The sequence below is a fragment of the Achromobacter sp. D10 genome (assembly GCF_035282245.1).
Taxonomy (GTDB): Bacteria; Pseudomonadota; Gammaproteobacteria; order Burkholderiales; family Burkholderiaceae_B; genus Achromobacter; species Achromobacter insolitus.
Genome location: NZ_JAYJLE010000018.1, coordinates 71,512 through 95,466, shown reverse-complemented (window position 1 = coordinate 95,466; position 23,955 = coordinate 71,512). Strand labels below are relative to the sequence as shown.

Annotated in this window: 23 protein-coding genes; 11 read left to right on the top strand and 12 right to left on the bottom strand. The window is 67.3% G+C overall.

Features of this window, described 5'->3' with window-relative positions; genetic code table 11:
- Window positions 1-139 precede the first annotated feature (139 nt).
- Window positions 140-934: an enoyl-CoA hydratase/isomerase family protein gene (locus VCS63_RS29290; RefSeq protein ID WP_323881881.1), complete on the bottom strand. Its 795-nt coding sequence runs from the start codon at window positions 932-934 to the stop codon at window positions 140-142.
- A gap of 139 nt (window positions 935-1,073) precedes the next feature.
- Between VCS63_RS29290 and VCS63_RS29285 the strand changes: the two genes are divergently transcribed.
- Window positions 1,074-1,985: an SDR family oxidoreductase gene (locus VCS63_RS29285; protein WP_042793049.1), complete on the top strand. Its 912-nt coding sequence runs from the start codon at window positions 1,074-1,076 to the stop codon at window positions 1,983-1,985.
- Here VCS63_RS29285 and VCS63_RS29280 read toward each other — a convergent pair.
- A complete protein-coding gene (locus tag VCS63_RS29280) occupies window positions 1,949-2,674 on the bottom strand; it encodes a TetR/AcrR family transcriptional regulator (RefSeq protein WP_112965316.1) in 726 nt (241 codons plus the stop codon). The genes VCS63_RS29285 and VCS63_RS29280 overlap by 37 nt on opposite strands.
- A 124-nt stretch (window positions 2,675-2,798) precedes the next feature.
- Between VCS63_RS29280 and VCS63_RS29275 the strand changes: the two genes are divergently transcribed.
- From VCS63_RS29275 to VCS63_RS29265, 3 genes are all read left to right on the top strand, one after another.
- The gene (locus tag VCS63_RS29275; protein WP_323881878.1) at window positions 2,799-4,421 is read left to right on the top strand and encodes an acyl-CoA synthetase; all 1,623 of its coding nucleotides are present in this window, start codon (window positions 2,799-2,801) and stop codon (window positions 4,419-4,421) included.
- Window positions 4,422-4,566: 145 nt separating this feature from the next.
- The gene (locus VCS63_RS29270) at window positions 4,567-6,423 is read left to right on the top strand and encodes a phosphoenolpyruvate carboxykinase (GTP) (RefSeq protein ID WP_042793051.1); all 1,857 of its coding nucleotides are present in this window, start codon (window positions 4,567-4,569) and stop codon (window positions 6,421-6,423) included.
- Window positions 6,424-6,500: 77 nt separating this feature from the next.
- Entirely contained in the window at window positions 6,501-7,130 is a 630-nt protein-coding gene (locus tag VCS63_RS29265; RefSeq protein ID WP_063642712.1) for a class I SAM-dependent DNA methyltransferase, read from the top strand.
- A 1-nt stretch (window position 7,131) separates the two neighbouring features.
- Here VCS63_RS29265 and VCS63_RS29260 read toward each other — a convergent pair whose 3' ends face one another.
- The 7 genes from VCS63_RS29260 to VCS63_RS29230 all read right to left on the bottom strand — a co-directional run bounded on the left by VCS63_RS29260 (window position 7,132) and on the right by VCS63_RS29230 (window position 14,068).
- Window positions 7,132-7,629, bottom strand: coding sequence for an ureidoglycolate lyase (locus VCS63_RS29260; protein WP_323881875.1), 498 nt, complete (start codon window positions 7,627-7,629; stop codon window positions 7,132-7,134).
- Entirely contained in the window at window positions 7,629-8,363 is a 735-nt protein-coding gene (locus tag VCS63_RS29255) for an ABC transporter ATP-binding protein (protein ID WP_042793054.1), read from the bottom strand. The genes VCS63_RS29260 and VCS63_RS29255 overlap by 1 nt, the downstream gene beginning before the upstream one ends.
- Window positions 8,356-9,093 (bottom strand): ABC transporter ATP-binding protein, encoded by a 738-nt coding sequence (locus tag VCS63_RS29250; protein ID WP_042796938.1) that lies wholly within the window; start codon window positions 9,091-9,093, stop codon window positions 8,356-8,358. The genes VCS63_RS29255 and VCS63_RS29250 overlap by 8 nt, the downstream gene beginning before the upstream one ends.
- Window positions 9,093-10,073 carry a branched-chain amino acid ABC transporter permease gene (locus tag VCS63_RS29245; RefSeq protein WP_042793055.1) on the bottom strand — a complete coding sequence of 327 codons (981 nt, stop codon included), beginning with the start codon at window positions 10,071-10,073 and terminating at the stop codon, window positions 9,093-9,095. The genes VCS63_RS29250 and VCS63_RS29245 overlap by 1 nt, the downstream gene beginning before the upstream one ends.
- Window positions 10,074-10,075: 2 nt before the next feature.
- Entirely contained in the window at window positions 10,076-10,966 is an 891-nt protein-coding gene (locus VCS63_RS29240; protein ID WP_082884742.1) for a branched-chain amino acid ABC transporter permease, read from the bottom strand.
- Between the two features lie 147 nt (window positions 10,967-11,113).
- On the bottom strand, window positions 11,114-12,322 hold the full coding sequence (locus tag VCS63_RS29235; RefSeq protein WP_042793056.1) for an ABC transporter substrate-binding protein: 1,209 nt from the start codon (window positions 12,320-12,322) through the stop codon (window positions 11,114-11,116).
- A 174-nt stretch (window positions 12,323-12,496) separates the two neighbouring features.
- Entirely contained in the window at window positions 12,497-14,068 is a 1,572-nt protein-coding gene (locus VCS63_RS29230; protein WP_063962189.1) for an amidase, read from the bottom strand.
- A gap of 173 nt (window positions 14,069-14,241) precedes the next feature.
- Here VCS63_RS29230 and VCS63_RS29225 point away from each other — a divergent pair, with 173 nt between their 5' ends.
- Window positions 14,242-14,931: a FadR/GntR family transcriptional regulator gene (locus tag VCS63_RS29225; protein WP_042793057.1), complete on the top strand. Its 690-nt coding sequence runs from the start codon at window positions 14,242-14,244 to the stop codon at window positions 14,929-14,931.
- Between the two features lie 13 nt (window positions 14,932-14,944).
- Here the strand turns inward: VCS63_RS29225 and VCS63_RS29220 are convergent, their stop codons facing one another.
- Genes VCS63_RS29220 through VCS63_RS29210 form a run of 3 tightly spaced genes read right to left on the bottom strand, consistent with a single transcriptional unit; the run spans window position 14,945 to window position 17,491 of the window.
- Window positions 14,945-15,526 carry an amino acid synthesis family protein gene (locus VCS63_RS29220; protein WP_042793058.1) on the bottom strand — a complete coding sequence of 194 codons (582 nt, stop codon included), beginning with the start codon at window positions 15,524-15,526 and terminating at the stop codon, window positions 14,945-14,947.
- Between the two features lie 35 nt (window positions 15,527-15,561).
- The gene (locus VCS63_RS29215) at window positions 15,562-16,527 is read right to left on the bottom strand and encodes a tripartite tricarboxylate transporter substrate binding protein (protein ID WP_323881872.1); all 966 of its coding nucleotides are present in this window, start codon (window positions 16,525-16,527) and stop codon (window positions 15,562-15,564) included.
- 55 nt (window positions 16,528-16,582) lie between these two features.
- On the bottom strand, window positions 16,583-17,491 hold the full coding sequence (locus VCS63_RS29210) for an NAD(P)-dependent oxidoreductase (RefSeq protein ID WP_042793060.1): 909 nt from the start codon (window positions 17,489-17,491) through the stop codon (window positions 16,583-16,585).
- Between the two features lie 125 nt (window positions 17,492-17,616).
- On the opposite strand from VCS63_RS29210, the gene VCS63_RS29205 reads away from it, so the two are divergent.
- The 6 genes from VCS63_RS29205 to VCS63_RS29180 all read left to right on the top strand — a co-directional run bounded on the left by VCS63_RS29205 (window position 17,617) and on the right by VCS63_RS29180 (window position 23,881).
- Entirely contained in the window at window positions 17,617-18,537 is a 921-nt protein-coding gene (locus VCS63_RS29205; protein WP_323881870.1) for a LysR family transcriptional regulator, read from the top strand.
- Between the two features lie 183 nt (window positions 18,538-18,720).
- Window positions 18,721-19,509 carry an SDR family oxidoreductase gene (locus VCS63_RS29200; RefSeq protein WP_063962193.1) on the top strand — a complete coding sequence of 263 codons (789 nt, stop codon included), beginning with the start codon at window positions 18,721-18,723 and terminating at the stop codon, window positions 19,507-19,509.
- A gap of 29 nt (window positions 19,510-19,538) precedes the next feature.
- Window positions 19,539-20,780 (top strand): styrene monooxygenase/indole monooxygenase family protein, encoded by a 1,242-nt coding sequence (locus VCS63_RS29195; protein WP_323881869.1) that lies wholly within the window; start codon window positions 19,539-19,541, stop codon window positions 20,778-20,780.
- Window positions 20,777-21,304, top strand: a complete 528-nt coding sequence (locus tag VCS63_RS29190) for a flavin reductase family protein (protein WP_042796940.1) — start codon at window positions 20,777-20,779, stop codon at window positions 21,302-21,304. The genes VCS63_RS29195 and VCS63_RS29190 overlap by 4 nt, the downstream gene beginning before the upstream one ends.
- A gap of 61 nt (window positions 21,305-21,365) precedes the next feature.
- Complete coding sequence (locus VCS63_RS29185) at window positions 21,366-22,988, top strand: phytoene desaturase family protein (RefSeq protein ID WP_149064829.1); 1,623 nt, start codon at window positions 21,366-21,368, stop codon at window positions 22,986-22,988.
- On the top strand, window positions 22,985-23,881 hold the full coding sequence (locus VCS63_RS29180) for a SphA family protein (protein WP_253637349.1): 897 nt from the start codon (window positions 22,985-22,987) through the stop codon (window positions 23,879-23,881). Before VCS63_RS29185 ends, VCS63_RS29180 begins: the two co-directional genes overlap by 4 nt.
- Window positions 23,882-23,955 lie beyond the last annotated feature (74 nt).

Here is a 23,955-nt window from a genome sequence, read left to right as displayed (position 1 = left end):
GGTTTCGACGCGGGCCCAGAGGCGCTCGGCGTTCAGGGGAGGAAAAGCGTGTGGCATGAGACTTCCTGAAATTGCGCAGGGAATTATGGCATGCGCGCATTCAGGCCTTCGCGGATTTCCTGGCCGAACGGCTGGACGCCTAGCGCTTCGCGCGCCAGGCAGGGTCGCGTTTTTCCAGGAAAGCGCTGACGCCTTCGCGGGCTTCGTCCGTGCTGCGCACGGCCGCGATGCGTTCCACCGTATCGGCGATGAGTGCGGCGTCGATGTCCTGGCCGGCGAAGTCGCGCACCAGCCTTTTGCTGGCCTGCACCGCGCCAGGGCCGTTGTCGCAAAGGGCGAGGCACAAGGCCTCGGCGTGACGGGGCAGGTCGGCCAGTGGCGCGACGTCATGCACCAGGCCCAACCGGAAAGCGGTTGCGGCGTCGAAGCGTTCGGCGGTCAGGAAATAGCGGTTGGCCGCGCGCTCGCCCATGGCGCGCAGCACATAGGGGCTGATGGTGGCGGGCAAGAGTCCCAGCCGTGTTTCGGACAGGCAGAAGTGCGCGCTGTCCGCGGCGATGGCGATGTCGCAGGCCGACACCAGGCCCATGCCGCCGGCATAGGCGTCGCCGTTGACGCAGGCCACGACCGGCTTGGGGCAAGACCAGATCGTGTGCAGCATACGAGCCAGTTTTGCGGCGTCGGCGCGATTCTCGGCGTCAGTCAGCGTGGCCATCTTGCGCATCCAGTTCAGGTCGCCGCCGGCGCAAAACGCCTTGCCAGCGCCGGTCAGCAGCAGTACGCGCACGGCGGGATCTTCCACCGCCGCCTGCACGGCGCCGGTCAGGGCGGCGATCAGCGTGTCGTCGAACGCGTTGCGCATGTCCGGGCGGTTCAGCGTCAGGCGGGCGATGGGGCCGTCGTGGGCGATATCCAGCGGGGCAGGCGTGTCCATTCCTGGTCTCCAGTTTTCTTGATTCAGGCTCAATAAAGGCAAAGCGACTGTCGATCGATTCTAGGGCGAAATTTCCTGTCCGGCCACACCCAAATCGGATAAGTATTGAGTTATCCTCAAAAAAATAATGGAGTGAGACATGAGCCAGAACAGGGCTGCCGCGGCGGCCTCCCAGCGCTATGCGTCGGTGTTCCGACCCGGACTGTACGAAGGCAAGACCATACTTGTGACGGGCGGCGGCAGCGGTCTGGGCCGCTGCACCGCGCATGAGCTTGCATCACTAGGCGCGAGCCTGGCGCTGGTCGGACGCAAGCCGGAGAAACTGCAGGCGGCGCAGGATGAAATCGCGCGGATCTATCCCGAGGCCGCCGGGCGCATCAGCCTGCATGCCTGCGACATTCGCGATGAGGCCGGGGTGCGCGGCGCGGTCGCCGAAGCGCTGGCGCGGCATGGCGCCATCGACGGCCTGTTCAATTGCGCGGGCGGACAATTTCCCGCGCCGCTGGAACGCATCAGCTCCAACGGCTGGAACGCCGTGGTGCAGAACAATCTGCACGGCACGTTCCTGATGTCGCGAGAGGTCTATACCCAGCACATGCGCCAGCACGGCGGCGCCATTGTGAACATGCTGGCCGACATCTGGGGCGGCATGCCGGGCATGGGGCATTCCGGCGCGGCGCGCGCCGGGGTCTGGAACCTGACCGAAACCGCCGCCTGCGAATGGGCCCACGCCGGCGTGCGGGTCAACGCCGTGGCGCCGGGCTGGATCGCGTCCAGCGGCATGGACAGCTACGACGATGCCTACCGCGCCGTGCTGCGTGAACTCAGGACCAAAGTGCCGCTGCAACGCTTCGGTACCGAGGCCGAGCTGGCGGCGGCGGTGGTGTTCCTGCTGTCGCCAGCGGCCGCCTTCATCAACGGCAGCGTCATCCGCGTGGATGGCGGCGTGCCCAACGCCCGCCATTCCTGGACCTTGCCGCCCGCGGAGCGGGGAGAAACCTACAACGGCTTTCCTCAGTACGAGCCGCCGTCCTTGTTTTCCGACAATTGAAGCCTATGCAGGGCGTCCCGCACCTCTCCGCGGAACCGGGCCAGCGCCAGCGCGTCCTGCGCGGGCGGTTGCAGCGCCTGCCACAGAAAGCCGACCAGCTGGTCGGCGGTAGCCGTCACGTCCACCCGGGCGCCGCGCAGGATGGCGTCCCACAGCACGTGCTCCATCGGCCCGTAGACCGCCGAGCGCAGCAGCCGCAGCGGCATGTCGCGGCGTATGTCGCCATCGGCCTGGCCCTGGGCCAGGATGCGCATCAGGGGCGCGGTGTAGCGGCGCTGCAGGCCGGCGTAGACCTCGCCGAAATCGTCATTGCGCGCGCGCCCTTCCGACAGGATGAAGGCGCACAGGCCGGTCCCTTCCGCCAACAGGTGGCGCAAATGCGCGTGCACCAGATAATGCAGCTGGGCCCGGGCGCCATGCACGTGGGGCAGGCTGTCCTCGACCTTGGCGATGATTTCGTCGTACCAGTCGCTGATCACCCGTACGCAGAGTTCGCGCTTGCCGCCAAAGTAGGTGAATACCGTGGCTTCGGACACGCCCAGGCGCTGCGCGATTTCGGTGGTGGTGGCCGCCTGGAAGCCCGCTTCGGAAAAGACCTGGCGGGCAACGCGCAGGATGTCGCGGATGCGCTGTTCGGATTTGGCGCTTGCCGGCGGGCGGCGCATCGGGACGGTGGCGGCTTTTTCCATGCGGCGGGGAAGGGGGCTGCGAGTGGGCGGGGCTTATTATTGAGCCAGGGTCAAGTTTGAGGCAAGACGTTACATCGCCGGCGCCTGGCGCCGGCGCGTTCGACAACAACATCAGAGACAAACCATGCTGTCCAGAGCCGATTCCTACACGCAGCTAGCGTCCCAGTTCCAATGGCAGGTGCCTGAGTCCTACAACATCGGCGTCGACGCCTGCGACAAGTGGGCCGATGGCAGCGGCCGCCTGGCGCTGATCTACGAAAAGAGCGACGGCGCGCAGTCGCGCTATACCTTCGATGAGATCAAGGCGCTGTCCAACCGCCTGGCGCACAGCCTGGAACGCCACGGCGTCAAGCGTGGCGACCGCGTGGCCGTCTACCTGCCGCAGGCGCCCGAGACGGCGGTCACTCATATCGCGGTGTACAAGATGGGCGCGGTGGCGGTGCCGCTGTTCACGCTGTTCGGCGTGGACGCCATCCAGTACCGCCTGGCCAACAGCGGCGCGGCCGCCCTGGTGACCGACGCCGACGGTTGCCGCAAGCTGCGCGAGATCCGAGCCAGCCTGCCCGACCTGAAGGTCGTGTACTGCATCGACGAGGACTGCCCGGACGGCGCAGTGCCTTTTCATGCCGCCCTGGCGGCCGAATCGGCCGACTACACGCCGGTGGCGACGGCGGCCGACGACCCGGCCGTCATCATCTATACCTCGGGCACCACAGGCAAACCGAAAGGCGCGCTGCACGCGCACCGGGTATTGCTGGGCCACCTGCCGGGCGTGGAAATGTCGCACGAGTTCTTCCCGGAGAACGCCGCGCTGATGTGGACGCCGGCCGACTGGGCCTGGATCGGCGGCTTGCTGGACGTGCTGCTGCCGGCCTGGCACCACGGGGTGCCGGTGCTGGCGCGCCGCTTCGAGAAATTCGATGGCGCCAGCGCCTTCGAGCTGATGGCGCGCCACGGCGTGACGCACACCTTCCTGCCGCCCACGGCCCTGAAGATGATGCGCGGGACCGAACTGCCGGCCGGAGCGGGGGGGCTGGCGCTGCGCTCGGTCGCCAGCGGCGGCGAGTCGCTGGGGGCGGAACTCATCGACTGGGGCCGGCGCGTGCTGGGCGTGACCATCAACGAGTTCTACGGCCAGACCGAGTGCAACATGCTGGTGTCGTCCTGCTCGTCCCTGTTCGACCCCTGCATCGGCGCCATCGGCCGCGCCGCGCCCGGCCATCGCGTTGCTATTGTGGATGACCGGGGCGTCGAAGTGGCGGATGGACAGGAAGGCAATATCGGCGTACTGCGGCCCGATCCCGTGATGTTCCTGGGCTACTGGAACAACCCCGAAGCCACCGCCGAAAAATTCGCGGGCGACTACCTGCTGACTGGCGACCAGGGCGTGCGCGATGCGCAGGGTTTCATCCGCTTCGTCGGCCGCAACGACGACGTCATCACCAGCGCAGGCTATCGCATCGGCCCGGGCCCCATCGAGGATTGCCTGATCGGCCACCCGGCGGTGCGCATGGCGGCGGTGGTGGGCGTGCCGGACGCCCAGCGCACCGAGATCGTGATGGCCTATGTGGTACTGAACGAAGGATATGAAGGCGATGACGCGCTGGTGAAGGACCTGCAGGCCCACGTGCGCAAGCGCCTGGCGGCCCATGAGTATCCGCGCGCAATCCGTTTTGTAACCAGTTTGCCGACCACCGCGACCGGCAAGATCATCCGTCGCGAGCTGCGCGATGGCAGCTACCTCTGACGCGTCTCAACCGGTGACAATGTCGTCCAAGAGGATGGGTTGACGGGCAACCCGCCGCTGCAAGTATGATGGCGCAAATTGATACGGCCCCATGCCAATTGGGGCCGTATCACCATTAGCCTTACTAGTATGGAGATGAACCCCGATGAATAAGCCTTTGGATGGGGGATTGGCAGCCTTGAATGTGCCTGCCTACGTGAAGCACCGCGGCCTGATCGACTGGGTCGCCAGCTTCGTGGCGCTGGCCAAGCCTGACCAGGTCGTGTGGTGCGACGGTTCCCAGGAAGAATACGACCGGCTGTGCGAGCAGATGGTCCAGTCGGGGACCATGCGCAGGCTGAACCCCGCCAAGCGGCCTAATTCCTTCCTGGCGTGCTCGGATCCTTCCGACGTCGCCCGCGTGGAGGACCGCACCTTCATTTGTTCCGACCGCGCCGAAGACGCCGGTCCGACCAACAACTGGGCCGAGCCCGCCGCCATGCGCGAAACGCTCAACGGCCTGTTCGACGGCGCCATGCGCGGTCGCACGCTGTACGTGGTGCCGTTCTCGATGGGACCCCTGGGTTCGGACATCGCCCACATCGGCGTGGAACTGTCCGACAGCCCGTACGTGGCCGTGAATATGCGCATCATGACGCGCATGGGCAAGCAGGTATACGACGTGCTCGGCGCCGACGGCGACTTCGTGCCCTGTGTGCATTCCGTGGGCAAGCCGCTGGCGCAGGGCGAGGCCGACGTGCCCTGGCCTTGCAACCCGACCAAGTACATCGTTCATTTCCCCAAGACCCGCGAGATCTGGAGCTTCGGCTCGGGCTATGGCGGCAACGCGCTGCTGGGCAAGAAATGCTTCGCACTGCGCATCGCGTCCACCATGGGCCGCGACCAGGGCTGGCTGGCCGAGCACATGCTCATTCTGGGCGTGACCTCGCCCAAGGGCCGCAAGTATCACGTGGCGGCGGCGTTCCCCTCCGCCTGCGGCAAGACCAACTTCGCCATGCTGATCCCGCCCCAAGGCATGGACGGCTGGAAGGTCACGACCATCGGCGACGACATCGCCTGGATCAAGCCGGGCAAGGACGGCCGCCTGCATGCCATCAACCCGGAAGCCGGCTATTTCGGCGTGGCCCCCGGCACCAGCGAGCAGACCAACTTCAACGCCATGGCCACGCTCAAGGCCAACGTCATTTTCACCAACGTGGCGCTCACCGATGACGGCGACGTCTGGTGGGAAGGCATGACGGACGAGCCGCCGGCGCACCTGATCGACTGGCAGGGCCAGGACTGGACGCCCGCCATCGCGCGCGAAACCGGCCGCAAGGCCGCGCACCCGAATGCGCGCTTTACCGCGCCGGCCGCGCAATGCCCGTCCATCGACCCCGAATGGGAAAACCCGCAAGGCGTGGTCATCGACGCCTTCATCTTCGGCGGTCGCCGTTCCACCACCGTGCCGCTGGTCACCGAAGCCCGCAACTGGGTCGAAGGTGTCTACATGGCTGCCACCATGGGCTCCGAAACCACCGCCGCGGCGGCAGGCCAGCAGGGCGTGGTGCGCCGCGATCCCTTCGCCATGCTGCCGTTCTGCGGCTACAACATGAGCGACTACTTCAGCCACTGGCTGAAGTTGGGCAAGCAACTGGAAGCCGCTGGGGCCACCCTGCCGCGCATCTACTGCGTCAACTGGTTCCGCAAGGGCCCGGACGGCAAGTTCGTCTGGCCCGGCTTTGGCGACAACATGCGCGTGCTGCGCTGGATGCTGGGTCGCATCGACGGCCAGTCCAAGGGCGTGGACCAGGTGTTCGGCATTTCCCCGAGCTACCAGGACATCGATTGGACGGGCCTGGAATTCAGCCCGGACAAGTTCGAGCAGGTCATGTCCGTGGATGCCGCAGCATGGCGCGACGAACTGGCGCTGCACCAGGAACTGTTCGCCCAGTTGAAGCAGGGCTTGCCTGACGACCTGCCGGCCACCAAGGCCAGCATCGAAGGGCGCCTGGCGGCCTGAGGCCGGGCGTCCGACGTGCCGGGATTGCGCGCCGCATGCGGCGCGTATTCCCGGTGGCGCCGGATGTCGCAGCAACGATGAAACTCGACGCCGACGATCTCGCCAAGATCAGTTCCCTGACTCTCGCGCACTACCAAGAGAACGCCGAGTCGTTCGAGGCCGGCACGCGCGATCACGACGTCAGCCAGAACATCGCGGCGCTCTTGCGCCATATCGAAGGCGACCCTCCCTATGACATCCTGGACTTCGGATGCGGGCCGGGTCGCGACCTCAAGACCTTCGCCGCCCTGGGGCACCGGCCAGTGGGCCTGGACGGCACGCCGCGCTTTGTCGAGATGGCGCGGCAGGCCAGCGGCTGCGAAGTCTGGCAGCAGGACTTCCTGCGTCTGGCGCTGCCGTCGGAACGATTTGACGGTATCTATGCCAATGCCGCCCTGTTCCACGTGCCCGGCCAGGAGTTGCCCCAGGTGCTGCAGGCGTTGCGCGGCGCGCTGCGGCCGCGTGGCGTGCTGTTCAGCTCCAATCCGCGGGGTGGCAACCAGGAAGGCTGGAACCGCGGACGCTATGGCGCCTACCACGACCTGGACGGTTGGCGCGCGCTGATGACCGCCGCCGGCTTCGAGGAACTCGAGCACTACTACCGGCCGTCCGGCCTGCCGCGCGAGCAGCAGCCCTGGCTGGCCAGCGTCTGGCGGCGCGCGGCCTAGTTCAGGCGGCCTGTATCGTCCAGGGCGCGTTCGGCAGGTCCACGATTTCGCAATCCACCGCGGGGCCTGCGCGTTCCAGCACGGCGAACTCACCCTCGGCCAGCGCCATCAGGGGGTGATGCCAGACGTCCCTGCGCAGCGTGATGCCCATGCCAGCGCCCGCCATAAAAGCTTGCAGCGTCGCCAGGTCGGGCGCGTCCGCGCCCAACGCGACCAGTACCACATACCGGGTGCCGGCCAGCGGCAGGAAGGTCTGGCTGCCCAGCCGGTGGCGTTCCAGCATGCGCGCGGCAAAAGGCAGGGCGATCGCCTGCGCGCGGAAAACCGAGAGCGATGGGCGGCCGCCCGCGTCCAGGATGTCGGGATCGCCCATTTCGACGCGCAGCGAAGTACCGGCGTTGATGGCGCGGCCCGCGCGGCCTGCGCTGCTGATGACCTCGCCATAAGGCGCAAAGGCGGCGGCGGTCAGCGGTTGCGCGGTCAGGATCCGGGCACTCATCAGAAGTTGATCCCCAGCCATTCGCGCACCTGTTCGTGCAGGTCGCCGGCGAAGTCCTCGGGTGAGCCGGAGGCGGTGATTTCGCCCAGGCTCAGCACGTAGATGTGGTTGGACATGGACACGACCCGGCGTACGTTGTGGTCCACCAGCAGGATGCCCATGCCTGCGTCGGCGAATGCGCGGATCCACTGGAACACCTCGGCCGCCACGCGCGGCGCCAGCCCGATGCTGGGTTCGTCGATCAGGCAGACTTCCGGCTGCACCATGTAGGCCTTGGCGAACTCCAGCGACTTTTGCTGGCCGCCCGACAGGTTGCCGGCCTGGTCCTTGAGCTTTTGCTTGAGCACCGGGAAGCGCTCCAGCGTATCCGAGTAGCGCGCTTCCAGGACGCCGCCGTAGCGCTTGCGCCGGCCCTCCAGCGGCAGGCGCAGATTCTCCTCCACCGTCAGGTAGGGAAAGAGACTGGATTCCTGCGGAATGTACCAAAGGCCGTCGTCGATCATGCGGTGCGGCGGTTGGCCCGAGATGTCGCGCCCGGCGCGCGTCACGCGGCCGGACTTCGGCCGCAGGAAGCCGCAGATCGCCTTCATCAACGTGGACTTGCCCGCGCCGTTCAGGCCGATCAGGCCGCTGATGCGACCGGCCTGGACCGTGAGCGAGACGTTGCGCAGCACGTCGATGTCGCCCATGTAGCCGGCGGTGACGCCTTCCATGGCCAGCAGCGAGTCAGGCATGGTTGTGCTCCTCTTGTCCCTCTTCGCCAAGATAGGCCTCGATCACCTCGGGCGCGCGCAGCACCTCTTGCGTCGGGCCATCGGCCAGCACCCGGCCGGCGTTCATGCACACCGAACGCGGGCACAGGTCCACCACCACCGGCATGTCATGGCTGACCAGGATGAACGCCTGGCCGCTCTGGTTGCGGCGGCGGATGAATTCCGACATGGTTTCCTTCATGACCGGGTGGACCGCGGCGAAAGGCTCGTCCAGCAATGCGATGCGCGGCGGCACCATGAAGCAGGCGCCGAACTCCAGCAGCTTTTTCTGCCCGCCCGACAGTTGCCCGGCGTCCAGGTGCATGACGTGCGCAAGCTTCAATTCGTTCAGCAGTTCCAGCGCGCGCCGGCTGGCGGCTGCCTCGGCCAGGCCCATGGCCAGTCCGCACACGATCAGGTTGTCGTAGGCGCTGACGCGATTGAAGACGCGGGTCATCTGGAACATGCGCAGCACACCCAGCCGGGTCAGCTGGGTGGGGTTCAGACCCATGACGCTGCGACCATCCAGGCGCACCTCGCCCGCGTCCGCCGCGAGGTGGCCGGACAGGACGTTGAGCAGGGTGGTCTTGCCGGAGCCGTTGGGGCCTATCAGCCCCAGCAGCTCGCCGTCGGCAACGTCCATGCCCGCGCCGTTCACGGCGAGCAGTCCGCCGAAGCGTTTTTGTATTCCGGAGATCTGCAGCAATGGCATCAGGCCCCCCTGGCGCTGGCGTTGGCGCCGGCCGAGCGGCGCAGGGCGGCGCGGCGCGCCAGTCCCCACAACCCTTCGCGGAAGAAGCGCGCGAAGATGATTACCAGCAGCGCGAAGACGATCATCTGGATATTGCCCGCGTCGCGCAGCAATTCGGAGGCGACATACACCAGCACCGCTCCCAGCAGCGGTCCGACCAGCGTGCCCATGCCGCCTATTACGACCATGGCGATGACCATGCCGGTCTGCGTCACGATACCCAGTTCCGGGCTGACCAGTTGCGCGAAGGTGCCATACAGGCCGCCGGCGAAGCCGCAGATGGCGCAACTGATCAGGAAGGCCAGCGTCTTGTAGCGCACCACGTCGATGCCTCGGCTGGCGGCGCCGATCTCATCGTCGCGGATGGCCTGCAGGAAACGGCCGGGCCGCGCCCGCAGCAGCAGGTAGATCAGCAGCGTGATTGCCGCCAGCGCGGCCAGGAACAGGTAGTAATTGCCCACCCGGCTTTCCAGCAGCGCGGGCACGTGCAGGCCCTGGTCGCCGCGAGTGAAATCGATGGAGTTGTAGATCACCAGGCGCACGATCTCGGCGAAGGACAGGGTGGTCAACGCCAGATAGGGGCCGGACAGCCGCAGGACGATGCGGCCCAGTGCCAGTCCGACCAATCCCGGCAGCACGGCCGACAGCGGCAGCCCCAGCCACAGGGGCACGCCCCAATGGAAAGCGAGCAGGCCGGTGGTGTAGCCGCCCAGCATGGCAAAGGCGGCCGGCGCCAGCGAGAACTGCCCCGCGTAGCCGGCCAGCAGGTTCCAGCCGCAGGCCAGCATCGCGAAGTACATGCTGACGATCAGCACGCCCAGCCAGTACGGTGAGGACACGCCCAGGGGCAGTAGCGCCAGCACGGCCAGGAACACAAGCGACAACCGCATTTCCTGGGTCAGCTTGTTGGCGAGCAGGTTGGGATGGGCTAGCGGTTCCATGGTCAGACCTCCCGCGCGCGTTCGCCGAACAGGCCCTTGGGCCGGAACAGCAGGATCAGGATCAGGAGCGCCAACCCGAAGGTGTCGCGGTAGTCATACGACAGGTAGACCGCGCCGAAGCTCTCCAGCACGCCCAGCGCAAGCGCGGCCACGATACTGCCCGGGATCGAGCCCATGCCTCCGATGACGACGATCACATAGGATTTGATCGCCGGAAACGCGCCCACGTCCGGCGCGGGGTTGATGACTGGCGCGAGCAGCGCGCCGGCCAGCGCCGCCAGCACGCCGGAAGCCATGAAGATGATGCTGCTGGCGCGCGCCGTGTCGATGCCGGCGATGGATGCGCCCAGCCGGTTCTGCGCCACCGCCTGCACCTGCCGGCCCCACAGCGAGCGCTTGATGAAGAGCGCCAGCGCCACCAGCAGCACGATGGACAGGCCGGCGGTGATCAGCTTCTGGCCGCTCATCATGAAGGGTCCGACCGCCATGCGCGTCACGTCCGAGAGCGCCGGGCCGCGCATGGGGTAGGGGCCCACGACCTTGTCGACCAGGTTGATGAGCAGCAGCGACAGGCCGAAAGTGACCACCACCGCGTATTCATCCTTCATCAGGCCCCAGGAACCGTAGCCCGCATACAGCGGGCGCATCAGCCAGCGTTCCGTGGCCCAGCCCAGGAGCGCCCCGGCCGCCGCAGCCACCGGCAGCGCCAGCCAGGGCGGCACGCCCAGGGCCAGCGAGACCAAGGTGTATGTGTAGGCCCCGATCATGTAGAACTCGCCGTGGGCAAAGTTCACGACCTTCAGGATGCCGAAGATCATGGTCAAGCCGACCGCCATCAGCGCGTAGTACAGGCCGATGATCAGGCCATTGACGAACAAGTCCAATGCCAGCACTCGATTCTCCCTGGCGCCGGGGCCAGGCCCCGGCGTGTTGCGGTCATGCCGTGGAGGCGATCCGGTTCTTGTTGCCGCCGGGCCGCCCCAAGGCAAAAAGCGTCCCCTCGGGGGGCTGCAAGCCGAAGGCGCGGCGTGGGAGCACCGTTACTTGGCAGGCTTGATCAGCTTGTCGACCTGCAGCGGCTGCCCGCTAGCCTGGATCAGCGTGGTCTTGCTCAGGGGCTGGTCCACTTCGGTCAACTGGTAGGTGACGTAGGGGATGTCGACCCATTGCTGGTAGGTGTAGCCCGGCTGTTGAGAAAAGCCGAACTTGCCGCGCACGCCTTCGAACTGCATGCCCTGCAGCGCTTTGATGATGGCGGCGCTGTCGGTGGACTTGGCCTCTTCGATGGCGCGCGCAATCAGCAGCACCGAATCCGCGGCCTGGAAGATAAGGCGGTTGGGCTCGGTCTTGGCCTGCTTCTGGTAGGTGGCGGCCACGTCCATGCCGAGTTGCGGCATGGGCATCTGCGGGTGATACAGGCCAAAGGCCAGCATGTACTTGCCAGCTTCCTTCACGTTCTTCCAGAAGTCGGGATAGTCGGCGATGCCGGCGCCGTCGTAGAACCAGGTCTTGGCGCTGGGCGCCACGCCCTGTTCATACAGCTGATTCATCAGGATGTAGGCCGCCGGCGGCAACATGATGTTGACCACCAGATCCGGCGGACTGCCGCGCAAGGGGAGCACGGCCGGCGTGAAATCCTTGCCGGCCCGGTCCAGCGCCACGTATTTATATTGGGTCTGCGGCGCGGCCTTCTTCAGGAATTCGCCCAGCAGCTTGGCCTGGCCGATGCCGTAGTCGGTGTTCTCGGCAAAGGCCACCACGCTTTTGACCTTCAGCGCGGCGATGGTGTCAGCCATGGCGCTGGAGACGCGGGTGTTGTAGTTGGCCGGATTGAAGACTTCCGGATAGCCCTTGGCGCGCACATCGTCCGACCAGCAATTGGTGTTGACGTAGGGCACCTTGTAGCGGTGCGCGACTTCGATCTCTGCCAGGCAGACCGAGCTCTGGTGTCCACCCGTCACGGCCACGACCTTGTCGCGCGAGATCAATTTCTCGGCTGCCGCGCGGCCCTTTTCCGGAATGCCCTGGTTGTCTTCATAGACGATCTTCAGCGGCCGGCCCAGCACGCCGCCCTTGTCGTTGATCATCTTGGCGATGATTTCCACCCCGTCTTTCACCTGGGTGCCTTGCACCACCGAGCCGGGCGGAGATTGCGCGATGCTGACACCGATGACGACAGGATCGGCGCCATGAGCGGCAGAGGCAAGAACGACCGCGGATACGGCTGCGGCTAAGCGGAGCAGTTTCATCGTGGTTTCCTTTTGGAAAGGATCTGCGGCGATGCCGCCACTCGCGCGGGCGAAGCGTCGGCGGGCGGGAAGTCTGCTTGTTTGTAATCCTGTAGTACCGGTCTGACCAGTTAGGGGTTTCCAGCATGCAAGCCCAGGCCCGTGCCCGCAAGAGCCGGCCCGGGCCGCAAGGCCTTACGCGGCCAGCAGATTCTCCATGCGGGCGGCCGTGTTCAGCACGCGCCAGTCGGCGCCGCGCGCGCCAGCGATCTGCAGGCCCAGCGGCAGGCCATTGCGGCCATTGCCGCAAGGCAGCGTCAACGCAGGCATGCCGGTGAGGTTGAAGGGCATGGTCAGCCCGGTGACGGCCGTGTGCAGCGGCACTTCGCGGCCGGCCAGGGACACCGCGCCCGCGCCAGAGCGCGGCGGTTCGATGCGCAGCGTGGGGGTGACCAGCACATCCACCGACTGCATCGCCTGGTCGAACATGCGCGCCAGCGCGGCGCGGCCGCGTTGCGCCCGCGCGTACCAGGCGGCCGGGAAGAACTGGCCGATCTCAAGGCGCACGCGCACGTCGTCGCCCAGGGTCTCGGGTTGGTCGACCAACCGGCGCCAGTGCAGGTCAGTGGCTTCGCTGCAGAGGGTGGCGAACTGCAGCGCCGCGCTGTGTTCGACGCCGGGCAGGTCCAGGGGGACCAGCGTGGCGCCGTCGGCCTGCATCAGGGCTAGTGCGCGGTTGACCGCCTGCGCCACGTCTTCCGCCAGCGGGTCGTAGAAATAATTGCGCGGCACGCCCACGCGCAGGCCCGTGAGCGCGCCGGCGCTGACGGTTCGTTCGGCCTGGCCCGACATGATCGAATAGGCCAGGGCGGCGTCCGCCACGCTGGCGGCGATGGGCCCCAGGTGGTCCAGGCTCGCGCCCAGCGCCTGGGCGCCGTCGCGCGGAATGGCGTCGAAGGTGGGCTTGAAGCCCACCACGCCGCAGCAGGCGGCGGGTATGCGGATGGAGCCGGCGGTGTCGGTGCCCACTGCCAGGCGTACGATGCCGGCAGCCACCGCCGCGGCCGAGCCGCCGCTGGAACCGCCGGCGGTGTAGCCCGGCTCGCGCGGGTTGCCCACCCAGCCGTAGTGGGGGTTTTCGCTGGTGATCCCGTAGGCCAGTTCATGCAGATTGGCGGTGCCCACAACCAGGGCGCCGGCCTCGCGCAGCCGTGCCACCGCCAGCGCATCGCGCAGGGCGGGCGGCGGCTTCAGTCCGCCGCTGCCGTTGGTCTGGGGAAAGCCCGCGACCTGCATCAGGTCCTTGACGGCGATTGGCACGCCCATCAACGGCATGGCCGCGCCTTCGCGCAGCTTGCGCGCGGCGGCTGCGGCGGCGCCGTCCAGCGCCGGCGTGTCGGACAGGCTGATGAAGGCATTCAGGCCGGCCTGCTGGCGCGCCGCTGCCAGCGCGGCCTTGGCGGCATCGGCCGCGCGCGTCGGGTCCTCGCGGCATTCGCGCGCGATGGCGGCGATGCCGCGCGCATGCCGCGATACGGCGACGCCCCGGCCGGCCTGGGCCGCGGGCAATCGTTCGGCCGGCGCGGCCGGCGGCGGCGCCAGATAGCCCAGCTCCGTGTCCGGCGCAAGTGTGTCCAGCACGGCCAGTTCGGGCAGGTTGACGCGCAGGCGGTCGAGCCAGGCCTGGCGGCGTTCGGAATAGGGGTAGTCGGCCAGTCGGGCCATGGCGTCGACGGCGCGGGCAAATCGGTCGTAGAGATCGGTCATGAGCGGCGATTTGAGCAAGAAAGGGCGTGGGGCCGCGGGCGTGCCGGGGCGCTTTGCAGTACGGCGTTATCCTAACCGGTCAGACCAGTTGAATGTCATAATGCCCAGGCAGTATATGGCTGTCAACGCCAACCGGGGCGGCCGCAGCGCGCCCATGCCTTGAGAATTCCGCGATGAACACCGTCGAACACATAGCCCAGCAGTTGCAGGCCCGCCTCCGCCAGCGCGACTGGGCGGAAGCCGGCAAGCTGCCTGGGCAACGCCAGCTGGCCGAAGAGCTCGGCGTGAGCCGCGCTTCATTGCGCGAGGCCATCACCATGCTGGAAGGGCTGGGCTTGCTGCGTAGCGAAGCGGGCCGCGGCGTGTTCATCGCCCGGCCCGGGGAAAAAGGCCTGGGCAGCGCCTACGGCCGCTGGCGCTTCCAGGGCCGCTATGCCTTGCGCGATGTCTACCTGGTGCGCAACCAGCTGGAGGAACTGGCCGCCGGCCTGGCGGCGGGCGTCGTCACGCAGGCGGGGCTCGCCCGCCTGCGGGCCACCATTACGCACATGGAGCAGGCTGCTGACGCCGGCGACCTCGTGGCGATGTCGGAAGGGGACCGCGCCTTCCACGCCTGCCTGTACGAAATCGCCGGCAGTCCCATGTTGCTGGACCTGGCCGAGAATATCGCCGAGGTGGTCGATGGCAGCCGCCAGGTGGCGTTCGCAGACCCCGCGCGCGTGCGTGAGCCGATACGCGAGCATGCAGCCATCATCGACGCGCTGGCCACGGGTTCCGCCGAAGCCGCGCGCCGGGCCATGCGCGCCCACATCTGCAACGTGGCCGACCGGGCCGGCCTGTCGCTGACGATCCCGGGCGCCTAGGCGCGGCGCGGACTCAGCGCTGCCCGTCGTGCACGGTGACCGCTTCCTTGGTCAAGCCGCCCAGGCGCGAATGCACGCGGCCGCCGGTGCCCATGACCAGCGCGAACAGGATCTCGTTGGAGCGTGGCGCATCCTGGATGCCGATCTCGATGCTGTTGAAGTGGCTGCGCACATACGAAGCGTGGATGTAGTGCACCGGCACCATCATGCGGTAGCCGGCCACCGCCACGGCCTTGACGGCGGGAACCATGGCGCGCGGCTCGCCGAGCACGCTGCGCATGGCCCAGCCGCCGGCCTCGTGCCAGACCGCGCCATGCTCCATTTCGCCGTCCAGTCCGACGATGGCGGCCTTGCTGTACACCTCGATATTCTCCTTGCCGCCCAGCGTGTCGACGAGTTCGGTCGCCAGCAGCGTGCCCAGGGTGCGCAGTTCGGCCATGAAGGGCATGAGGTCCGGCTCGTAGCGGCCGGCATAGGGGTTGCGAATGACGGCGCAGGAGGCGGCCAGCTTCAATGGCCGTTCGGGCGCCGGACCGTTCTCGTGGAAGGTGGTCTCGACAATGAGGCAACGTTTGCGGATATCGATCAGCGACATGCGGGAAGTTCCTGATAACGGTTGAAAGGGATAGGTCATTGCGGCGGAATGCCGGTTTCCTTGACGATGGCCGCCCATTTGTCGATCTCGGCGCGTACGAAACCGCCGAATTCAGCCGGGGTCTGCTGTTTGACGGTGAGGCCCTGGCGGGCATACGTCTGCCTGAGTTCCTCGCTGGCCAAGGCCTTGCCCAGCGATTGCGACAGGCGCTCGACCACGGGCGCGGGCAGCGCGGCCGGGCCCATCAGGCCGAACCACACCGTCAAGTCGAAACCGGGCGCGCCGGTCTCGTTAAGCGTGGGGATGTCCGGGGCCAATGGAAAGCGTTCCGGGGTGCTGACGCCGTAGGTCTTGACCTTGCCGGCGCGCGCCTGCTGCAGGCCGTTGGCCAGGTCGGTGAAGGTGAGGTCGACGGTGCCGCCGATGACGTCGGTGAGCGCCTGCGGACCGCCACGGTAGGGGACCGGGGTGACGTTGATCTTGCCCATGGCCGCCAGCTTGGCGCCGAACACCTGCGCGCTGCCCGAGCCATAGGCATAGGTCAGCTTGCCCGGATGCTGGGCGCCATAGGCAAACAGATCCGATACCTTGGTGCCGGGCATGCGGGGCGAACCCACCAGCAGGTAGGGCGTTTCGGCGACCGCGCCGATGGGAGTGAGATCGGTCGCGGGGTTGTAGGGCAAGTCCTTGAACAGGCTGACGCCGCTGGCCGCCGTGGAGACGCCCACTACCACCAGCGTGTAGCCGTCGGCCTTGGCGCGGGCCACATCGTGTGTGCCGATGATGCCGTTGGCGCCGGGCTTGTTTTCCACCACCATGGGCTGGCCCAGGTCTTCGGCCATGGCTTTGCCCAGGCTGCGAGCCACCACGTCGGTGATGCTGCCCGGAGGGAAGGGCACGACCATGCGGATGGGATGGTCGGGGTAGCTCGCGGCGCCAGCGGGCAGCGGCGCCGCGCCCAGCCCGAGAGCCAGCGCAAGCGCGGCGGCGGATAGTTTCATCGTTGTCTCCTGTGGAATGTCGTTGTCGTTGTCGTCGTTGCAGGCAGCCGCCGCTTCAGGCCGGCGCCGGCGCCTGCAGCCGTTCCAGGTAGCGGTGGATCTCGGTGTTGTCCACGCCCGCGGGCATGTCCTGGAGCGCGCGCTGCCACAGCGCCGTGCACAGCGATAACTGCGAGGCCGACACGCCTGCCAGCGTCTGCAGCGCATCGGCGGTGCGCAGGTCCTTGGCCATCAGCGCCAGGGCGAAGCCGCCGTTGTAGGTGCCGGGCACGATGAACTGCCGCAGCTTGGTTTCGGTGGCCACATTGCGGCCGCTGGAGGCGTTGAGCACTTCGGTGAAAACGTCCAGGTCCAGATTCATGCCGCGGGCGATCAGCAGCGCCTCGCTGGCAGCCAGCAGGCCAGCCGCGTAGACGTAGTTGTTCAGCGCCTTCATGGCGTGCGCGGAGCCCACGGCGCCTGTGTGGATGAGCGAGGCGCCCATGCGCGAGAGCAGGGGGCGCACGCGCTCCAGGCCGTCTTTGTCGGCGCCCACCATGATGGCCAGCGTGCCGGAGGCCGCCTTGGCCACCGCGCCCGATACGGGCGCGTCGATGAGCGTAACGCCGGCTTCACGCAGGAGCGGAGCCAGGCGCAGCGTCTCGGCGGGGTTGGACGACCCCATGTCCAGCAGCACGGAACCGGCGCGCATCACGCTCGCCAGTCCGGTTTCGCCCTCGATCACTGCATTGGTGACGGCGCTATCGGGCAGCATGGTAATGACTACGTCGCAATCGGCCAGCGCCTGCAGGCTGGCGGCCGGCTTTAGCGTCTTGTTCCAGGCTGGGTGTCCGGCCAGGCGCTCCAGTCTTGTGGGGTCGCGGTCATAGGCCAGGATGTTGAAGCGCTCCTCGCCGCGGGCGAGGTTGTCCAGCATGGGCAGGCCCATCATGCCCAGGCCGACGAATCCTACAGTCAGTGTCATGCATTCCCTTTATCGAATCATCCTGGAATGTGCGCCAGGAGCCATCTGGAATGCTAATAAATGCCTGATTGCCGCGGTTATGCTAAGTTGGCCAGGGGATATAACAAACGATTATCGGATTAGCCATGCGTTTCAAGCTCAGGCAGATGGAGGTGTTCCGGGCGGTGATGCTGACCGGGTCCATGAATGGCGCCGCCAAGCTGCTGTTCGTGTCGCAGCCCGCGGTCAGCCGCCTTATCGCCCACACCGAGCAAAGCCTCGGCCTGCAACTGTTCGAACGCGACAAGGGCAAGCTCACTCCCACTCCCGAAGCGCAGCGTCTGTTCCAGGAAGTGGGGGCGCTGTTCGAAGAGGCCGTGCGTATCGACGAGCTGGCCCGCGATCTGGCCGAGCGCCCCGAGGGCGCCTTGACGCTGTGCTCCAGTCCCAGCCTGGCGCTGAATTTCGTGCCGCCGGTCATTGCGCAGTACCTCGAGCTGTACCCCAACGTCAGGCTCAAGTTCCACACCACGCTGCTGTCCGACATGGCGCACGAACTGCTGGGACGCAAGGCGGAACTTGCCGTGTCCGTCCTGCCCATAGACCATCCCAATCTGGTGGTGGAGCCGCTGGCCACCGGCGAGATGGTCTGCATCCTGCCGCAAGGGCACCCGTTGGCCTCGCAGCCGGCGGTCAGCCTGGCCGAACTGGCCGAATGCAGGCTCATCCTGTACGCCCGCAATATTCCATTTGGGCAGTTGGTGGCCGCGGCGTTCCAGCGCGCCAACGTCAGCTGGAACGCCGCGGTGGAAATCGTGCGCGCCGAACTGGCCTGCGCCCTGGTGCGCGTCGGCGCGGGCGTGGCGATCGTCGATGAGTTCTCGGTCGGTGAGCAGGGTTGGCCCGGCGTGGTGACCCGGCCGCTCAGGGAGTCGATCCCGCTATCGCTGAGCCTGGTGCGTTCGCGTTTTGATCGTCCCAGCCGCCAGGTGCAGCGTTTCGTGCGTCTCATCAAAGAGCACGCTCGCAAGACGCGCAAGGCGGGCCGCTACCGGCCTGCTACTTAAGCTGGCTGGCGCCGCAAGGAACGGACAGGCGCTGCAGTTTCCGGACACGCCGGCTGGACCTGGATCAAGTTTGCGCTCAATAAGCGCAGTTTGCGGATAGCGTCGGCCAGATCCGGCTAACGCGGCGTTGGCGCGCGGCTTCAGTATTCGCTTCACTCAATCAGCGAACGGTGAGGTGATGCGATGAAGGGTCTGGACAACAAAGTGGCCATTGTGACGGGCGGCGCCACGCTGATCGGCGCGGGCGTGGTCGCGGTGCTGCGGGCCAAGGGCGTGCGGGTGGCGCTGTTCGACATCGACGCCGCCGGCGGCGAGCGCGTGGCGGCCGTCGATCCCGCAGGCACGCGGTTCTGGCCGGTGGACATTGCGGACGACGCGCAGCTCGAGCGCGGCGTGGCCGAAGCCGCCGCGCATTTCGGCCGCATCGATTTCCTGGTCAACCTGGCTGCGACCTATCTGGACGATGGCGCCGCATCGGGCCGAGCCGATTGGTTGCGCGCGCTGGACGTCAATGTGGTCAGCGCTGTGATGGCCGCGCGCGCGGTCCACCCTCACCTGGTTGCCGCAGGCGGCGGCGCCATCGTCAATTTCACCAGTATTTCCTCGCGCGTCGCGCAGACCGGGCGCTGGCTTTATCCGGTCTCCAAGGCGGCGCTATTGCAGGTCACACGTAGCCTGGCGATGGACTATGCCGCGGACGCGATACGTGTCAACTCTGTCTCGCCGGGCTGGACCTGGTCACGCGTCATGGACGAGCTGACGCAGGGCGACCGCGCGAAGACCGATAGCGTCGCTGCGGACTATCACCTGCTGGGGCGCGCCGGCGATCCGGCGGAAGTGGCAGAGGTGGTCGCCTTCCTGCTTTCAGACCATGCCAGCTTCGTCACCGGCGCGGATTACGCGGTGGACGGCGGCTATTCCGCCATGGGTCCCGAACAGGCGAAGCCCGCGATCCCGCGCCTGGCTGCCTAGTGCCTGCTCATATCGAAAGGAGAACAAACATGCGTCGAATTGTAATCGTGGGTGGAGGGCAGGCGGGTCTGCCCCTGGGGTTGGGACTGCTGGACAAGGGTTATGAGGTGACCGTGGTCACCAACCGCGAACCTGACCACATCCGCCGCGGCAAGGTGATGTCCAGCCAATGCATGTTCGATGCCTCGTTGCAGATCGAACGTGACCTGGGCTTGAACCAGTGGGAGGCCGAGTGTCCGACGGTGGACGGCATAGGCCTGGCGATACCGCATCCCGAACGCCCGGGCCACAAGCTGATCGATTGGGTCGCCCGCCTGGACAGGCCCGCACAGGCGGTGGACCAGCGCATTAAGATGCCGGCCTGGATGGAACTGTTCGCCGCGCGCGGCGGCCGGTTGCTGATCCAGGACGGCGGCGTGGCCGAACTGGAATTGCTGGCGGCATCGCACGACCTGGTGCTGCTGGCCGCCGGCAAGGGCGACGTGGTCAAGTTGTTCGAGCGCGACGCGCTGCGCTCGCGCTTTGACCGGCCGCAGCGCGCGCTGGCGCTGACCTATGTGCATGGCATGCGTCCTGCGCCGGAGCATTCGCGGGTCGCCTTCAACTTGATTCCCGGCGTGGGCGAGTACTTCGTGTTTCCGGCGCTGACCCACAGCGGCCCCTGCGAGATCATGGTGTTCGAGGGGGTGCCCGGCGGTGCCATGGATTGCTGGCGCGACGTCAAATCGCCGCAAGAGCACCTGGCTCAAAGCCTCAATATTCTGCGCACCTATCTGCCCTGGGAGGCGGATAGATGCGCGGCGGTGGAACTGACCGATGACAACGGCATTCTGGCCGGCAGCTTCGCGCCCACGGTGCGCAAGCCCGTGCTCACTTTGCCGTCGGGCCGGCTGGTGTTCGGGCTGGGCGACGCCGTGGTGACCAACGACCCGATCACGGGACAAGGGTCGAACAACGCCACCAAGGCATGCGCCGTCTATTTGGACGCGATCCTCGCGCATGGCGATGCGAGCTTCACCGCCGAATGGATGCAGCGTACGTTCGAGCGCTTCTGGGACTACGCCGGCGCGGTGGTGGAATGGACCAATTCCATGCTGCTGCCGCCAGCCCCGCACCTGCTCAAGCTGCTGCAGGCCGCGGACCACACGCCGGCGCTGGCCAGCATCATCGCCAACGGCTTCAACCATCCACCGTCGCTGTTTCCCTGGTGGGGCGACGCGACGGCATGCGAAGCGTTCATCGCGGCGCAGCCGGCGCGGGCGGCGGCATGACGGCGGATTGCGCGGCGGGCCTGCCCCTGGACTGGGGCTGCACCGATCTGCATCCCAAGGTCCTGCGCGGCGTGCTCGGCAGCTACCCGACCGGCGTGGCCATCGTGGCCACGCGCTGTCCGGACGGCCGCCGGGTCGGGCTCACCATCAACTCCTTCGCCTCATTGTCCCTGGATCCGCCGCTGGTGCTGTGGAGCCTGGTGAACCATTCGCCCAACCTGGCGGCGTTCCGCGATTGCAGCCACTTCACCATCAGTGTGCTGGCCTGCGGCCAGGAAGAATTGGCCCTGCGTTTCGCCAGCTCCGCGGTACCGGACAAGTTCGCGGGAGCGCCCGTGCACGATGTGCCGGAAGGCGTGCCCGCCATCGCGGGGGCCGTGGCCACGCTGGTCTGCGCCAACGATCAGCAAAGCCCCGCGGGCGACCATCTGCTGCTGTTCGGCCGGGTGCTGCGCGTGGCGAGCGTGGCGGCCACGCCGTTGGTGTTCCATGCCGGGCGCTTTACCGCGCTGACCGCCGCCTAGGCGCTGCGCAAGGTTTTTCAGCGTACAGGGCCCAGCGGCCCGCATCTCATTGGAGCGCATCATGCCCCTGGAGTCAGAGGCGCAGGTCATTATTGTCGGCAGCGGCATGAATTCGCTTGTGTGCGCGGCCCTGTTGGCGCTGCGCGGCAAGTCGGTGCTGGTGCTGGAACGCAACGACAGATTGGGCGGATGCATCCGCACCGAGGAACTGTTTCCGGGTTATCGCCACGACGTGCTGTCCTGCTGGTATCCGCTGTTCGTGGGCAGCCCGGCCTATGCGGCGCTCAAGCCCGCGCTGCAAGAAGCCGGACTGGAATTCATGCAGGGCGAGTATTCCACCGGCCTGGTGCTGCCGGATGGCTCTGGCCTGGCCTTGAAGCAGGACGTGGCGGACAGCGCGCGGCGGCTGGATGCCTGGGCGCCCGGCGACGGCGCGGCCTTCGGCGCCATGGCGCAGCGCCTGTTCGGCGAGGACGCCGCGCTGACTTTCGGACTGCTGGGCCAGAACCCCTACGGCGCCGGCATGCTCAAGCTGCTGTTCGGCGAATGGCGCAAGCGCGGCATGGACGGCCTGGCCGCCTTCGCCGCCGATTCCATGGAGAGCTTTCGCCGCTGGTCCGAACGCGCCCTGCAATCGGACGCGGCGCGGGCGCTGATGGCGCCCTGGGTGCTGCATACCGGTCTGGGGCCGGACGATGCCTGCTCAGCGCTGATCGGCAAGCTGACCTTCGCCGCGGTGGTGGCAGGCGGCATGCCGGTGGTCAAGGGCGGCGGCAGCGGCATGGTGGATGCGCTGGCCGCCGTCATTGAACGGCACGGCGGCCGCCTGCAGACGGGCGCCCAGGTCGACCGCATTATCACCAGCGGCGAAGGCCGGCGCCGCCGCGCGGTCGGTGTGATGGCCGCCGGACACCAGTATCGCGCCGCCGAGGCGGTGGTCTGCAATGTGGCGCCAGGCCAGTTGTACGGGCAATTGCTGCCTGATGCGGCGCCGGCGCTGCGCGATCGCGCAGCGAGTTATCGCTATGGCCGTGGAGGCATGCAGATCCATTTCGCCCTGAACGCGCCGCCGGACTGGCTGACGCCGGAACTGCGCCACGTGCCTCTGGTGCATCTGACCGAAAGCATGGAACAAGTCTGTGCCTCGGTGACCGAAGCCAACAACGGCCTGCTGCCCGCGCGTCCCACGCTGGCCATCGGTCAGCCGGTGGCGGTCGATCCCTCGCGCGCGCCGGCGGGCGGCTGGATCCTGTGGGTGCAGATGCAGGAACTGCCGGCGCGGGTCAAAGGCGACGCTGCGGGCGAGTTGGCCGCACCCCCTGATGGCCGCTGGAATCCGGTATTGCGCGAGGCGATGGCCGACCGCGTGCAGGCGCGTCTGGAGCGCGTGATGCCGGGTTTGGCGGGGCGCATCGTTGGCCGCCGCGCATACTCGCCGGCGGATCTGGAAGGCCTGAACTGCAATCTGGTGGGAGGGGATCCCTACTCAGGCGTGTGTTCGCCCGACCAGTTTTTCTGGCTGCGCCCCTTTGCCGGCGGGCAGGGCGCGCGCGGCCACCGCACGCCGCTCTGCAATCTCTTTCACATCGGAGCCTCCACCCATCCAGGCCCTGGCCTGGGCGGCGGCTCCGGCTATCTCGTCGCGCAACACCTAGCGCCCCGCCGGGGCAGGAGCGGAACATGAGCAGACACTTGAAACTGCGGCGGCTGGGCTGCGCCATGGCATTGGCGCTGGCCGGCGCGGGGGCGCACGCTACCGAGGGGGGCGGGCTGGGCATCTATCCGGACGGCCTGGAGAATTTCATGTCGGGCGCGCTGCCGCCGCCCGGCGTGCACATGCTGGTCTATGCCGGCGGCGCGCGCTACGACACGCTGCGCGGCAACGACGGCGAGCGCGTGCCGGTCCCCGGCTTCAAGGTGGACGTCAACGTGCTGGCGCCACGCCTGATCTGGGTCACGCAGCAGCAGGTCATGGGGGGACAACTGGCCTTCCACGCCATTGCCCCGCTGTTGGACGTGACCGCGAAGGCCGCCGGGCAGCGCAACCGCAGCACCGGCCTGGGCGACATGACCCTGGGCGTGGCGCTGGGCTATCACCCGTCTGAAAGCCTGCATTACGTGGTGGGGCTGGATATGTACGCGCCCACTGGCGAGTACGACCGCAAGGACCCGTCCAGCCTGGGCAAGAACTACTGGACCGCGCAGCCGGTTTTCGCGTTGAGCCGGATCAGTCCGGACGGCTTCAACGCCGACCTGAAAGTGATGTACGACTTCAACTTCACCAATTCCGCCACCGACACGCGTTCAGGCCAGGCCCTGCACGCGGACTACGCGCTGGGTTGGGGCGTGGGCAAGGGCTGGGTGCTGGGGATGGGCGGCTACGCCTTCCAGCAAGTCACGGACGATAGCGGCCCCAACAGCGCTGCAGGCCGAGCCCGCGCCTTCGGCATCGGCCCCTCGGTGCGCTACATGAACGAGCGCGGCTGGTTGTTCACCGCCAAGTGGCAGCAGGACTTCAAGGTCAAGAACCGGCCCGAGGGCGCGCAGCTTTATGTGAAGCTGGGGATACCGTTCTAAAGCGATCGACGCCAGTGCAAAGGTCCCGGCCCGGTGCCTGTCTGCTGGTATCGTTCCGCCGTGGATTGAACAGG